Below are 14,566 nucleotides of genomic sequence, written 5' to 3' on the forward strand. Positions count from 1 at the left end.
TTGTATCATCACACCAGGGTAGCTATAGTGTCGCCCCTTCACAGACCCGGGTTTGGGTGTGAAGGCCGCGCAGTTAATTAGCAGGAAGGTGGCATGTCTGCACAACCCGTCGATATCCAAATTTTTGGCCGTTCACTGCGAGTGAATTGCCCGCCTGAACAAAGGGATGCCCTGAATCAGGCCGCGGACGATCTAAATCAGCGGTTGCACGATCTGAAAGAACGCACTAGAGTCACAAATACTGAACAGCTGGTTTTCATTGCCGCACTGAACATCAGCTATGAATTAACGCAGGAAAAAGCAAAGACCCGTGACTACGCCGCCAGCATGGAACAGCGTATTCGGATGCTACAACAGACCATTGAACAGGCATTGCTTGACCAGGGTCGCATAACCGAAAGAACGGGGCAAAAGTTTGAATAACACTTCATGGTTAACTGTGGTAGAGTAACCCTGAAGACAAAAATTTCTCTGAGATGTTCGCAAGCGGGCCAGTCCCCTGAGCCGATATTTGAAACAACAAGAATGCGACGCTCCATGGTCGGTGCGCATGCTCGGTTAGTCCGAGAAGCCTTAAGACTGTGACGACGTATTCACCTTGAACCACGGGTTCAAGGGTTACAGCCTGCGGCGGCATCTCGGAGATTCCCTCTCTTCACGACGCCCATGACTCAACTCCCTGAAACACCCATATCCAGACAAGACATTCGCCAGTACATCAGGCAACGTCGTCGCGCATTGACCTCGCAACAACAACTGCATTTCGCCCAACAGGCTGCGGCCCGCATGATGGCGTATTCGCCTGTGATGATGGCGCACACCGTCGCACTGTTTCTCTCGTTTGATGGCGAGCTGGATACGCAGCCATTGATTGAACAACTCTGGCGTGCCGGGAAACGTGTTTATCTGCCGGTGCTCCATCCGTTCAGTCCGGGCAATCTGCTGTTCCTTCACTACCATCCACACAGCGAACTGGTGGTCAATCGCCTGAAAATCCAGGAGCCGAAACTCGACGTGCGTGACGTGTTGCCCTTGAATCACCTTGATGTGTTGATAACGCCGCTGGTGGCGTTTGATGCCGAAGGCCAGCGCCTTGGTATGGGCGGCGGATTTTACGATCGCACCCTGCAACGGTGGCAAGAGCATGGTCTGCACCCGGTGGGTTACGCTCACGACTGTCAGCAGGTAGATGCCCTGCCGACAGCACAGTGGGATATTCCCCTGCCCGCTGTCGTTACGCCGTCAAAACTGTGGCTGTGGCCGGAATCGTGTCAACGTTAAAAGGGATCACCAACGCGATCCCTTTTTTCTATCAGAAAAGTAAACGTGCGCGAATAGTACCCGGAATGGCCTTCATGCTCAGCAACGCTTTTTCGGCAACGTCTTCATCCGCTTCGATATCGATAACGACGTAGCCCATCTGCGCGTTAGTTTGCAGATACTGTGCAGCAATGTTGACGCCCTGCTCAGCGAAGATCTGGTTGATAGCCGTCAGTACGCCAGGACGGTTTTCGTGGATGTGCAGCAGACGACGACCGCCATGCAGCGGCAGAGACACTTCCGGGAAGTTGACTGCTGACAGCGTTGAGCCGTTGTCAGAGTACTTCGTCAGTTTGCCCGCCACTTCCAGACCGATGTTCTCCTGCGCTTCCTGGGTGGAACCGCCAATGTGCGGCGTCAGGATCACGTTATCAAACTCGCTCAGCGGCGATACGAACGGATCGCTGTTAGTGGCAGGTTCCGTCGGGAAGACGTCAATCGCCGCACCCGCCAGATGCTTGCTCGCCAGCGCTTCACACAGAGCCGGAATGTCGACCACGGTACCGCGTGCGGCGTTGATCAACAGCGAGCCTGGTTTCATCAGCGCCAGCTCTTTTTGCCCCATCATGTTTTTGGTGGAGGCGTTTTCCGGCACGTGCAACGTGACAACATCGCTCATGTTCAGCAGGTCGGAAAGGTGCTGAACCTGGGTGGCATTACCCAACGGCAGTTTGTTTTCAATGTCATAGAAGTAAACGTGCATCCCCAGCGATTCCGCCAGAATACCCAGTTGCGTACCGATATGGCCGTAACCGATGATGCCGAGTTTTTTCCCGCGCGCTTCGAAGCTGCCAACGGCCTGTTTGTTCCACACGCCACGATGCGCTTTCGCGTTCGCTTCCGGTACGCCGCGAAGCAACAGCAACAATTCCCCAATGACCAGTTCCGCCACGGAGCGAGTATTCGAGAACGGCGCATTAAACACCGGGATACCGCGTTTTGCCGCTGCGTTAAGATCCACCTGGTTAGTGCCGATGCAGAAACAGCCCACCGCAACCAGTTTTTCTGCCGCCTGGAAAACCTCTTCTGTCAGGTACGTACGGGATCGCAGGCCGATGAAATGCGCATCACGGATCGACGCTTTCAGTTGCTCGTTGTCGAGCGCACCTTTATGAAATTCGATATTGGTGTAGCCAGCCGCACGCAGGCTGTCCAGCGCTTTCTGGTGCACCCCTTCGACCAACAGAAATTTAATCTTGTCTTTTTCCAGCGATACCTTAGCCATTTCCTCGTCCTGTCTTTTTTCTTTCTGATATTGCTTTGTGATGTTGTGTTGGACAAAAGTCCACCTAAGCAACATATCAAAAATAATTATCGCGGCAATATGAACGTTTGCGTCGGCAAATTGAAGAAATGTCATGCAGCGGGAAAAGGCAGGACAAAATGCTGGGGTTGAGAAAGATGACAGTACGATTAACAGATCCGAAGAGAAGATGTGACACAAGTCACTAAAATGAGTAAGTGAAAAATTTTTTTTACGGGAGGACGTTTGCCTCCCGTCAGATCATTTCACAATGGTTTTGACGCCATCGGCCGTGCCGATAAGCGCGACGTCCGCGCCACGATTGGCAAACAGCCCAACAGTCACCACGCCCGGAATGCCGTTAATGGCGTTTTCCAGCGCGACTGGGTCGAGGATTTCCAGACCATGCACATCAAGGATCACGTTGCCGTTATCGGTTAACACGCCCTGACGATATTCCGGGCGACCGCCCAGTTTGACCAGCGCACGCGCAACGGCACTACGGGCCATCGGGATCACCTCCACCGGCAGCGGGAAATTACCGAGGATCGCCACCTGTTTGGACGCATCAGCGATGCAGATAAATTTATCCGCCACGGAGGCAATGATTTTTTCGCGCGTCAGTGCTGCGCCGCCGCCTTTGATCATCTGCATGTGGTCGTTGATTTCGTCAGCGCCATCTACGTAGATGCCGAGCCTGTCCACTTCGTTGAGATCAAAAACGGTGATCCCGAGGCTTTTCAGCTTTTCGGTTGAAGCGTCCGAGCTGGAAACCGCGCCTTCAATCTGCCCTTTCATGGTGCCGAGCGCATCAATAAAATGCGCGGCCGTCGAGCCTGTGCCCACGCCCACGATAGTGCCCGGTTGTACGTACTGAAGGGCTGCCCAGCCTACTGCTTTTTTCAGTTCATCCTGCGTCATGATGTTACCCAAGGAGTGAGTGGTGCGCGCATTATAGATCATCAGCAAACGCCTTGTGATCTGCCAGGTCACCAATTTGGTCTGTATCAAAAACAAAATTATGTCATAGTGCGAGATAAAGACTTCACAGGAGTTAGCCAGATCCGATGAAACGACCTGACTACAGAACACTACAGGCGCTGGATGCCGTTATCCGGGAACGCGGCTTTGAGCGCGCGGCGCAGAAGCTGTGTATTACGCAATCAGCGGTCTCGCAGCGCATTAAGCAGCTTGAAAATATGTTCGGGCAACCATTGCTGGTGCGCACCGTGCCGCCACGACCAACCGAGCAGGGACAAAAGTTGCTGGCGCTGCTGCGTCAGGTCGAATTGCTGGAGGAGGAGTGGCTGGGCGATGAGCAAATCGGCTCCACCCCGCTGCTGTTGTCGCTGGCGGTTAACGCCGACAGTCTGGCGACCTGGCTGCTCCCCGCGCTGGCGAGTGTACTGGCCGACTCACCTATCCGCCTGAATTTACAGGTGGAAGACGAAACCCGCACCCAGGAACGTCTGCGTCGGGGTGAGGTGGTGGGCGCGGTGAGTATTCAGCCGCAGGCACTGCCCAGCTGTCTCGTCGATCAACTCGGCGCGCTGGACTATTTGTTTGTCGCCTCGAAGCCCTTTGCGCAACGCTATTTCCCGAACGGCGTAACGCGCTCGGCGCTGCTGAAAGCACCTGCGGTGGCCTTTGATCATCTTGATGATATGCATCAGGCGTTCCTGCAGCAGCATTTCGATCTGCCACCGGGCAGCGTACCGTGCCATATCGTGAATTCATCGGAAGCCTTCGTGCAGCTGGCGCGTCAGAGCACTACCTGCTGTATGATCCCCCATCTGCAAATCGAAAAAGAGCTGGCGAGCGGCGAGCTTATTGATTTGACGCCGGGTCTGTTTCAGCGCCGGATGCTCTACTGGCACCGTTTTGCGCCTGAAAGCCGCATGATGCGCCGGGTTACCGACGCGCTGATCGACTACGGGCATAAGGTATTGCGACAGAATTAAAAAAGGCCGGGGTTCCCGGCCTTTTTCATTTAAGGCGTATTACTTTGCTGCTGGCTGCTGCGTTGCAGTAGTTGTTCCGGCTGGCTCCAGCTGGAAAACCACATCCACCTGGTCGTCGAACTGGATCGACGGTTGCTCGTAAGTTTCCTGGGCAGATACCGGCGCGGCATCCGCTTTCATCATCCGTACCATTGGGCTCGGTTGATAGTTGGAAACGTGGTAGCGGATGCTGTAAACCGGGCCCAGCTTGCCATTAAAACCAGAGGCCAGCTGTTGCGCCTGATGCACCGCGTCATCAATCGCCGCTTTACGTGCTTTGTCTTTATAAGCTTCTGGTTGCGCAACACCCAGCGATACGGAACGGATTTCGTTCAGCCCCGCTTTCAACGCGCCATCCAGCAGTGCATTCAGCTTGTCGAGCTGGCGCAGCGTCACTTCGACAGTACGTACCGCACGGTAACCTTTGAGAATACTTTTGCCGTTCTGATAGTCGTAATCAGGCTGTGTCCGCAGATTAGCGGAGTTGATGTCCTTTTTCGCGACCCCGTTCTGTTCGAGGAAGGAGAGATATTGCGCAACACGGTCGTCAGCCTGTTTCTTCGCCGTTGCGGCATCTTTTGCCGCGATGTTGACTTCAATCGCCAGGGTGGCGATATCCGGCACCGCATCTACACTTGCCGTCCCTGAGGTGACGATGTGCGGGCCGTCCGGCAACTCAGTTGCCTGTACCGACATGCCACTTAAACCAATGAATGCCGCCAGGGCCATCACGTTGAACTTCACTGTCGTTCCTCCATGTTACGTTATTCACCCAAAAACAGGGCGCATGCCAGCAAGCTTAGCGGCAGATAATCAAAAGTCCATCAGATAAGCCTTAGTTCAGCAGGGCATATACGTGCGTAACACCTTCTTTTGCCAGTTGAAACGCAATGAACCACATCACCAGCCCGACCAGCGTATTGATGATGCGCTGCGCTTTTGCCGTCCGCAGTCGCGGCGCCAGCCAGGCGGCCAGCAACGCCAGACCGAAGAACCACAGGAACGAGGCGCTGACGGTTCCCATCGCAAACCAGCGTCTGGGGATGGCGTCAAGCTGCCCACCCAGACTGCCCAGCACCACGAAGGTGTCGAGATAAACGTGCGGATTAAGCCAGGTCACTGCCAGCATGGTAGCGATGATCTTCCAGCGCCCCTGCTTCATTACTTCCGCGCTGGCCAGTTCGATATTACTGCTCATGGCAGTTCGTAGCGCGCCAAAACCGTACCATAACAGAAACGCCACTCCACCCCAGGTGACCAGTGCCAGTAGCCACGGCGATTGCATCAGCAGCGCACTGCCACCAAAAATACCGGCGCAAATCAGCAGCAGATCACTCAGCGCACAGAGCAGTGCGATCATGATGTGGTACTGGCGGCGGATCCCCTGATTCATCACAAATGCGTTTTGCGGACCGAGCGGCAGGATCATTGCGGCACCAAGAGCAAGCCCTTGAAAATAATAAGATAACACGACAGTTTTCTCGTTCAGTTCAGTATGGATGCAAACTATATCGCGAGAATATCATTAGCGGAAATTGATAATATTAATCAGCAATAAGCATTGCTAATGGCGATGGACAAAAATAAGGCCGGATGTCCGGCCTTGATGTCATTACTCTGCGGTGTCCTTCTGCGGACGTTTGAAATTCACGTCCATTTGCGGATACGGGAAGCTGATGCCGTTGGCATCGAAGTCACGCTTAATACGCTCCAGCACGTCCCAGTAGACTTCCTGCAGATCGCTGCTCTTGCTCCAGGCGCGAATCACAAAGTTCACCGACGACGCGCCCAGCTCATTCAGACGCACCGTCATCTCACGATCTTTCAGAATGCGATCGTCAGATTCGAGGATCTGCTTCACCAGTTGTTTAACCTTGTCGATATCCGAGTCATACGCCACACCAATAATAAACTCGTTACGGCGCACCGGCTCACGGGAGAAATTGATAATGTTACCGGCGATGATTTTCCCGTTCGGGATCACCACGATTTTACCGTCAACAGTACGCATGGTGGTGGAGAAAATCTGCACGTTCAGCACTGTGCCCGCCACGCCGCCGAGATCAACATACTCGCCCGCGCGGAATGGACGGAACATCACCAGCAGCACGCCCGCTGCGAGGTTAGACAGCGAGCCCTGCAGCGCCAGACCCACAGCCAGACCAGCAGCACCGAGTACGGCGATCACTGAAGCAGTTTGAACCCCGACGCGGCCCAGCGCGGCAATCAGCGTAAAAGCAATAATCGCATAGCGTACCAGCGCGGAGAGAAAGTCTGCGACGGTGGCATCGATTTTACGCGACACCATCAGCCGATTAACGGTGTTGGAGATAACCCGTGCCGCAATCATACCGACGATAATAATCGCCAGCGCCGCGACGATGTTGACGGCATAACTCAGCAGCAGCGCCTGGTTGCGCACCAGCCAGGAGCCCGCATTGTTGATACTGTCGACAACATTTAAATCTTCCATTTACTCTTCCTTTAAAAATAACCATGTAAACGTCAATGAGATCGTGATCACGAAACGTTATTTTTAAAGGTAAACAAAAACGGCAGAATATGCCATTTTTCAAAATAGACGCACATGATGGCCGGACCTGAACCCGCTCGCATGGTTATTAAATGAATGGCCTGTCGACCATGCGCAGAAAACCGTTAATCAGCACGTTTTTTGTCTCAAATAGCGCCGCAATCTCACTGACGACCTTCCCGCTTTCAGCCACTTTCCAGGCGACAGACAACGGCGATGGCCGTCGCGGATTGACCACATCCCGCACCACCAGCGCACCGGACTCCACATAAGGACGACACATCCTCTCAGGCAGAAAACCCACGCCCAACCCGCTTAAATGGCAGGCCAGCTTGGTACTAAGATCCGGCACTTTGATCTCTTTTTGCCCGCTTAGCAGCCAGGCGACACGCCGCGTTAAGGTGCGCGAGGTATCTTCGATATTGATGGCCGGATAGCGTCGTAAAATATCATCGGACAACACTGGCGCCGGATGTTGCGCCAGTGGATGCGACGCAGCAATGACAAATTGCCAGCCAATTTCACCCAGCGGTAATAATGAAATATTGTTGGAAAGTGATTCAGACCCCGTCACGCCAATCGCCAGATGAAAATCGTCATACAGAAGAGAATCCCACACCCCCATATATACCTGGCGGGAAATCTGAAAGCGGGTAAAGGGATATTGTTGATGTAACCAGGTGAGTAAATCTGCCGCGGCCTGTGGCTGATACAGCAGGTTATTAATCACAATATTGATTTGCCGTTCCACGCCTTCACTAATTTGCTGAAGCTCATCCGGCATGGCGTCCAGCCAGTTCAGCCACTGGCGGCAATGCTCGAGCAGATGCTGACCAGCCAGGGTCAGGCTGACCGATCGTGTGGTACGGAGAAACAACTGTGTACCTACCTGTTCTTCCAGCGTTTTGATCCGGTAGCTAATCGCGGCGGGCGTTTTGTGTAACGAGCTGGCGGCGCGGGAAAAGCTTTCTGTCTCCGCTACCCGGATAAATGTACGAATCGTTTCCTGATCGAGCATGCCTACTCCTGCGCGGTCTCATCTGTAACCATTTCAGCGCGACAACCATTCCCACCAGCATATCCGCACCTGAAGTATGCCCGACAGCCAGAAGACGCCGGATAGCAGGTCTCGGATCGCGTTTGTGTTGTAAATGGCGCACGACGCGTAACACTGGCGACGAAAACGCTCCAATGCGTGCACTGTTAAGATAGCTACAGCTTACCGACGTTGTTAATAATGCAAGTTGATCGGCAGAGGGTAAAAAGGGATGTTGCTGAATGTATGATGAAAATTGTGAAGCAAACAGCACGGCCATTGCCCCCACTAACATGTCGTCACCGCTGGGTGTTAAACCAGGTCCGAGCCCTGTTAACGACAGCCAGTCAGGTTTTTCGCCACAAGACCAACGCTGCAACCCCTCCATCAGGGACTGACATGGCGGCGCATCAGGAGATAATTGATTTAGTGGGCCACATAAGCCACTGACAGCGCAGTACGAAGAAAGATCAGGAAGTACGAGGCAGGTGGGCGTGGTGGTCAGCGTCAATGCGCGTCGGACGCTGAGCGGTGAGCCGTTAATGAACAACGTCTGCCCCTGTTTTTCAAATGTTTTCACCGTGGCAAACCTGGCGAAATCGCGCGTGGAAAGCAATATGCCCGCCGGTCCCATACCTTTCCCGTAGCGATAGAAGGTCAACAGCGCTCCACTGGCGTGAATGAAATTGACCGCCTGGGAGAAACGACTGTGCAGTGTCCATTGCCCCTCAGCAAGACGATCCAACCCTGCTGACGCCATTGCAATTCTCATTGTGATCGCTCCGGGGCGGCAATGCCGCCCCCTTTTACTGTCAGGCACTGATGTGATGCAGTTCCGCCAGCGCTTCTAAGGCTTTTTCGAAGCACAGCAGCGGCGCACGCACGGTACCAGCGCCCACCTGGCCAATCCCCGCCTCGCGGTGGGCAATCCCGGTGTTAATGAGTGGTGTGATACCCGTTTCCACGACACGGCGGATATCCAGCCCAAGACACGCGCCTTTGAAATCCCAGGACGGGATCTGGAACAGCGGGTTATGATCGAGGTAGATCTCCGCCATCTCTTCAGAAGTTTCCAGCGCCGCGCCCATACCGCCCGCCCCCACGAAGCGCGTAACACCAGGGGCGGCGATCATTGCCGCACCACCAATACCAAATGTTTCGGTAATAGCACTGTCGCCGATATCCGGGTTAGCGTCCTCCTGGCTATAGCCCGTGAAGAACAGTCCTTGCGGAGTGTTAACTGGTGCTGTAAACCAGCGATTGCCGGTACCGCTGACGCGGATCCCGAACTCACGGCCATTACGCGTCATCGCGGTCACCACCGAACCGGCTTTGATTTCTGCCGCAGCATCCATTACCGCTTTGCTGTAAGCCATCGCCAGGTTGAGGAAGAACTGATCGGTCACGCTCAGGAACTGCAGCACATCGGCGATTTCGTTTTTGTCACGATTCAGCCGGGCAATAACCGGTGACAGTGTGCGCAACAACAGTGAAGAAGCAGCGATGTTTCGCTGATGGAATTCATCACCCATGGTGATGGCCTGCGCCATCATAGCGGTCAGATCGACACCATTTTCCATCTGGCTTAACGCATCCTGAAGTACCGGCGCCAGCGTATCACGCATCCAGCGCAGACGTTGCTGCACATCTTCGCCATAAGCACCAAAACGCATAACTTTACCAATCCCTTCATTCAGGTTACAGCAGGACTGGTTGCCGTGTACGACATCGCGCACCACCAGCACCGGCATGGTCGCTGAGGTGATCCCTCCCATCGGGCCGACGGCCCCGACGTGGTGACATGGTATAAATTCGATTTCGCCCTGTTCCAGCAGTGCGACAGCATCTTCCTCACGCGTAGCCCACCCCTCAAATATCGCTGCACCAATGCAGGCTCCACGCATCGGTCCCGTCATCTCTTGCCATACAATAGGCGGGCCGGCATGCAACAACTTACGCCCCTGAGCCAGCACAGGCACTGCCTCTTTTGCCGGACGTACCGCTATCCAGTGTGGACGCGCCGCTTTGATTCTCTCAATGATGGCTTCATTAGCCTGTGCAATAGATGAATACATATCCGTACCTCTGAACTTAACGTAACTGTTTGAGTAAACTGGCGAGACGCACATCACCACCGGCAACAGGCGCCCATTGATAGTGCACTACCGGGGTGCCGCTGTTCTGCAGGTCCAGTGCGAAACTGCGCAGGCCGGCATTGATAACCTGGACGCCTTCAAGCAGGGAAAAATGTGCATTATCCTGTGTGTTTAGCGGTGGCTGGATGAGACTCTCGGCCAGCAGCACGGCCTCTTCCAGCGTTTCCACGACAGCAATCCCGGCAGTACGCAATTTTTCTGCCTGACTGTTGCGGCCCTGCGGATCCTGTTCGGTTCCGGTGAGCGTGGCGATAGTCACCAGCGGTGCCGACGCGCCACGCTTCGCATTCACCTTCTCAATGGCATCCACTACTGCACCGGCGGGATCGTCACAAGCACCATAGCCGAGCACCACGTCAAGCAGCAGCACGCCGGTCTGCAGCATGGTCGCCAGTTTTTCAATTTCAATGTTGCGGGTAGTGGGGTCGATCATCGGGTGCGGGCGGCCGAGGGTATAGCTGTCATCCCCAAGATCAATGATCCGATGACCACCGTTTTCCAGCATCACGCCGTTCGGGTGTTCTGCACTTAACGGGATATTCAGGCTGGCAGAGAGCAGCATCGCCGCTTCGGCAGCCAGCGTACCGCCCGCATAAAGCCCACAAATGGTTTTTCCGGCAACGTCGGGTTGCTCCAGCTTCTGTTGCGCCACACGAGACAACAGTGCAGCCACATGAGCTGCATCCGATAGTGAGTTCGCAAGCCAGACATTTCCCTCACGACGATGTTCTGGTCTTGCTCCAAGGAACAGCGCCACCACCGGTTTTTTCAGTTGTTGCATGGCAGTGAGAATACGTTCACGCACGGCGGGCGCAGGGGGTTTTGAGACGAAAGCGATCACCTGTGTGGCGTCATCAGCCGCCAGCATTTCCAGTGCTGTCAGAGCGCTGATACCACCAACGCTGGCGCTGAGGTCGCGTCCACCGAGACCGATAGCATGGGTGATCCCCCGCCGACGAAGCGCAATCTGCGAGGTGATTTCCTGAATCCCTGTCCCGGAGGCGCCAATGACGCCAATGTTGCCGTGGGGCAACACGTTAGCGAACGCCAGTGGACTACCGGCGATCATCGCTGTGCCACAATCTGGTCCCATCACGATGAGCCCGCGAGGCTGCGCCAGTTTCTTGAGTTCTACTTCCTGCTCCAGTGGCACGTTGTCGGAAAATAACATGACGTTTTTACCCGCCTGCAATCCTTCCCGCGCTACGTCAGCGGCGTACTCACCGGCAACAGATACCAGCAGCAAATTGGCCTGCGGCAGTTTCTGGCACGCACTCTCCCAGCGCCGGGCTTTGTTGAGCTGGCGGGAGTTACCGGACGCGCTGGCAATATCGTTCAGCTCTTTTTCAAGTTGCTCACGGATCAGTTCAAGGATTCCGGGTTGTTCCTGTTCAGTCCGAACAGCGACGCAGATGTCATTAGGCGTCGCTCCGGCAAAATCGTCGTGCCAGAAACCGGTGGAATCGAGCATCGATTTATTTGCCGGTGTTCCCATCATGACAGAAACCTGATCGACTTCCGGGCGTTCACTGAGCTTGCGGGAAATAATCATCAGGCTCACCGAGTCCTGAAAACTTCCCTTCTTAATAAAGGCGTAAATCATTACTGCTACCTCTTTATGAGCGTTTTTCTTTTAAAAACAGCATTCCGATAAGACCGACAGCCAGCAGCACCGCGGAGACATAAAAACTGGAAGCCAGACTTCCCGTAATATCCCTGGCCGCGCCAGCAATAATGGGAGCCAGAATTGAAGAACTCATGCCAATGAAATTAAACAGGCCAAATGCGGTGCTGTAGTTATTTTCATCCACGCTGTCTGCCACCAGCGCAACCAATACTGGGTCGAGAGCCAGTTTACCGACCAGACCATAGACACAGAGGGCGACAATGACGCCGGTCATACCAGGCATCCAGACGATCGACAGCATACTGATAATGGCGACCGGCACGAGGAACATAATCAACGGCTTACGTTTACCTAATTTGTCGGAAAGGCTGGAGAACAACAGCGCACCGGGAATAGAAATCCACGCCACCAGCGACGAAATAAACCCTGTTTCACTTCCGGCAATTCCACGTTCGCTTTGTAAGTAATAGGGAAGCCAGGTCAGAATAACGAAGAACCCAAACAAACTGCAGAACACCATAATATACGTGATAATCAGATTACGGTTTTTTAACAGGTCGCTGAATTTTCCTTTTTTGACCGCCTGACCGGTTTCATCCGTGGTGCGTTTTTTCTCTTTAATGAATAACCAGATAGCCAGACCGACGAGGACAGAAGGTACCGCCATGGCATAGAACGGCATCCGCCAGGAGTGGCCCTGATCATAGACCAGCCAGCTCGACGTCATCAGACCAAGCGCAATACCAAACGCCATCCCGCTATTGATAATGGCGCTGCCCAACGAGCGAAATTTCTTGGGGATCTGTTCCGATGACAGGCCATATTGCGGACCATAGTAAGTACCTTCACCGGCCCCGGTTACTACACGGGCAAACAGCAGCGTATACCAGCTTTTCGCCCAGCCTGTCACCGCCGTAAATACGCCAAACAGAATAAACCCTGGCACCAGAACTTTCTTTTTACCGATTTTATCTCCAAGAATTCCGGCGGGTACCTGAAGTAAAGCGTAGGAAAAATAAAACACGGAATTTAATATCCCTAACTGCGTCCCGGTTAAACCAAACTCTTTTTCCAGTTCTCCCATTACAGGGTTGAGTACAGTGCGATCGGCATACATAAAGATCCACCCCAACCAGAACAGAAAAACGGTCACCCACCAGGCTGGGATCCCTTTTCGTTGTGTGACCTCTGTCACCTCGGATGTTTGAGACATAAGCACTCCCCGGTAATTACAACCGTATTAACGCCCCTGTTTACAGGGATTGATGTTTAAACTGTCTTTAACTTATCGACCATCAACATTAATTCATTTGAGCAAAGTCACACTAAAATCATTGTTATAAATTTCTGCGAGTACGGCACATTATTATTAAAAAATATCTAACAATCATCTTTAAATAAATTTAAATAAAACATTATCCTACCCGAGGTAATTCACGAGTTATTTTTGATGGTATTTAAGTTGCCACGTAAATCACAAATAAAAGTGCGGAGAATATTACTTTGTCGTCGAAACACTTTTATTACTTTTTTGAGGTGACAATGAAAAAGAAACTGGTTATTGCTCTCGGCGGCAATGCATTACTTCAACGTGGGGAAACGTTAAGCGCGGAAAATCAACAGCGCAGCATTCAGCTCTTTGCCAGCATGATCTCCGGCCTGGCGCGGGATTATCAACTCGTTATCGTGCACGGTAACGGGCCGCAGGTGGGATTACTGGCATTACAGAACGCAGTATATAAAGACTCCCCGGCCTGGCCGCTGGATGTATTAGTCGCCGAAAGCCAGGGCATGATTGGTTTTGCCATCGCCGAAGGGTTGTCGCAATACGCGGATGCGCCGCCAGTCACCACGCTGCTCACCCGGGTGGAAGTGGATCCCCAGGACGCCGCCTTTTCTGCGCCGGGAAAATACATTGGTCCGGTGTATCCTGCCGATCAAAAAACTGCACTTGAGCAGCAACATGGCTGGCAGGTGAAAGCCGATGGCGAGTATGTTCGCCGCGTTGTTCCCTCGCCGACGCCGCTTAAAATTCTCGATTCAGACGCCATTAAGACCCTGATAGAAGCCGGACATCTGGTCATTTGCTGCGGCGGTGGCGGCATTCCGGTAGTGGCGCAGCAGAGCGGTTTCAAAGGGATTGAAGCGGTGATCGATAAAGATTTAACGGCAGCAGTGCTGGCGCAATCCATTGATGCGGATTATCTGCTGATTCTGACCGACGCCGATGCTGTTTATCAGGACTGGGGCACGCCGCAGGCACGGGCGATACGCCATGCCACCGTTGAAGAACTGGCACCGTTTGCCGCCCCGGACGGCGCAATGGGGCCAAAAGCGGCGGCAGTGATCCAGTTTGTGAAACAGACTGGAAAACCAGCGTTTATTGGTGCGCTAAAAGATGCCCCTTACGTGCTGACTGGCGAAAAAGGCACCTGCATTCGCTAAAATGATTTACAGATAGTTATAAGGTGTGAATACCAAACGGCAATAAGAGCGCTTATGTAATCATTATATAGCGCTCTTATTTTCTTATCTTTAACGCCCGCCTGCTTAATAACCACCTAAAACAAACTTTCTTGCCTGTGACACAGATCACATTCATCCACCCGGGCTCATGCAAACATCTATCCACGCTAACTTATTGTTTTATA

Annotated in this window: 14 protein-coding genes and 1 other RNA gene; 5 read left to right on the forward strand and 10 right to left on the reverse strand. The window is 53.4% G+C overall.

Annotated features, from left to right (window positions below; genetic code table 11):
* The first annotated feature begins 93 nt into the window (after positions 1-93).
* From zapA to GTGU_RS13945, 3 genes are all read left to right on the forward strand, one after another.
* Complete coding sequence (gene zapA / locus GTGU_RS13940) at positions 94-423, forward strand: cell division protein ZapA (protein ID WP_038158105.1); 330 nt, start codon at positions 94-96, stop codon at positions 421-423.
* A 42-nt stretch (positions 424-465) separates the two neighbouring features.
* Positions 466-649: non-coding RNA, 6S RNA (gene ssrS, locus GTGU_RS24750), on the forward strand.
* A 17-nt stretch (positions 650-666) separates the two neighbouring features.
* A complete protein-coding gene (locus GTGU_RS13945) occupies positions 667-1,281 on the forward strand; it encodes a 5-formyltetrahydrofolate cyclo-ligase (protein ID WP_038158108.1) in 615 nt (204 codons plus the stop codon).
* A gap of 31 nt (positions 1,282-1,312) precedes the next feature.
* Here the strand turns inward: GTGU_RS13945 and serA are convergent, their stop codons facing one another.
* Both serA and rpiA read right to left on the reverse strand, forming a co-directional pair.
* Positions 1,313-2,545 carry a phosphoglycerate dehydrogenase gene (serA, locus tag GTGU_RS13950; RefSeq protein WP_038158111.1) on the reverse strand — a complete coding sequence of 411 codons (1,233 nt, stop codon included), beginning with the start codon at positions 2,543-2,545 and terminating at the stop codon, positions 1,313-1,315.
* A gap of 279 nt (positions 2,546-2,824) precedes the next feature.
* Entirely contained in the window at positions 2,825-3,484 is a 660-nt protein-coding gene (gene rpiA / locus GTGU_RS13955; protein WP_038158141.1) for a ribose-5-phosphate isomerase RpiA, read from the reverse strand.
* 146 nt (positions 3,485-3,630) lie between these two features.
* Here rpiA and argP point away from each other — a divergent pair, with 146 nt between their 5' ends.
* Positions 3,631-4,524 carry a DNA-binding transcriptional regulator ArgP gene (argP, locus tag GTGU_RS13960; RefSeq protein ID WP_038158114.1) on the forward strand — a complete coding sequence of 298 codons (894 nt, stop codon included), beginning with the start codon at positions 3,631-3,633 and terminating at the stop codon, positions 4,522-4,524.
* Positions 4,525-4,563: 39 nt separating this feature from the next.
* Here the strand turns inward: argP and GTGU_RS13965 are convergent, their stop codons facing one another.
* From GTGU_RS13965 to GTGU_RS13995, 8 genes are all read right to left on the reverse strand, one after another.
* Positions 4,564-5,307, reverse strand: coding sequence for an oxidative stress defense protein (locus GTGU_RS13965; protein ID WP_038158116.1), 744 nt, complete (start codon positions 5,305-5,307; stop codon positions 4,564-4,566).
* Between the two features lie 91 nt (positions 5,308-5,398).
* Positions 5,399-6,034, reverse strand: a complete 636-nt coding sequence (gene argO / locus GTGU_RS13970; RefSeq protein ID WP_038158117.1) for an arginine exporter ArgO — start codon at positions 6,032-6,034, stop codon at positions 5,399-5,401.
* A 141-nt stretch (positions 6,035-6,175) separates the two neighbouring features.
* Entirely contained in the window at positions 6,176-7,036 is an 861-nt protein-coding gene (locus GTGU_RS13975; protein WP_038158120.1) for a small-conductance mechanosensitive channel MscS, read from the reverse strand.
* 148 nt (positions 7,037-7,184) lie between these two features.
* On the reverse strand, positions 7,185-8,114 hold the full coding sequence (allS, locus tag GTGU_RS13980) for an HTH-type transcriptional activator AllS (RefSeq protein WP_038158123.1): 930 nt from the start codon (positions 8,112-8,114) through the stop codon (positions 7,185-7,187).
* Positions 8,014-8,904: an oxamate carbamoyltransferase subunit AllH family protein gene (locus GTGU_RS24755; protein WP_072011989.1), complete on the reverse strand. Its 891-nt coding sequence runs from the start codon at positions 8,902-8,904 to the stop codon at positions 8,014-8,016. The genes allS and GTGU_RS24755 overlap by 101 nt, the downstream gene beginning before the upstream one ends.
* A 40-nt stretch (positions 8,905-8,944) precedes the next feature.
* Positions 8,945-10,207: a YlbE family protein gene (locus GTGU_RS13985; protein WP_038158126.1), complete on the reverse strand. Its 1,263-nt coding sequence runs from the start codon at positions 10,205-10,207 to the stop codon at positions 8,945-8,947.
* Between the two features lie 16 nt (positions 10,208-10,223).
* Positions 10,224-11,891, reverse strand: coding sequence for an acyl-CoA synthetase FdrA (locus tag GTGU_RS13990; RefSeq protein ID WP_038158128.1), 1,668 nt, complete (start codon positions 11,889-11,891; stop codon positions 10,224-10,226).
* A gap of 13 nt (positions 11,892-11,904) precedes the next feature.
* Positions 11,905-13,128, reverse strand: a complete 1,224-nt coding sequence (locus tag GTGU_RS13995) for an MFS transporter (RefSeq protein ID WP_038158131.1) — start codon at positions 13,126-13,128, stop codon at positions 11,905-11,907.
* Positions 13,129-13,457: 329 nt separating this feature from the next.
* Here GTGU_RS13995 and GTGU_RS14000 point away from each other — a divergent pair, with 329 nt between their 5' ends.
* Complete coding sequence (locus GTGU_RS14000) at positions 13,458-14,360, forward strand: carbamate kinase (protein WP_038158133.1); 903 nt, start codon at positions 13,458-13,460, stop codon at positions 14,358-14,360.
* The last annotated feature ends 206 nt before the right edge of the window (positions 14,361-14,566 follow it).

The sequence above is a fragment of the Trabulsiella guamensis ATCC 49490 genome (assembly GCF_000734965.1).
GTDB classification, from domain to species: Bacteria; Pseudomonadota; Gammaproteobacteria; order Enterobacterales; family Enterobacteriaceae; genus Trabulsiella; species Trabulsiella guamensis.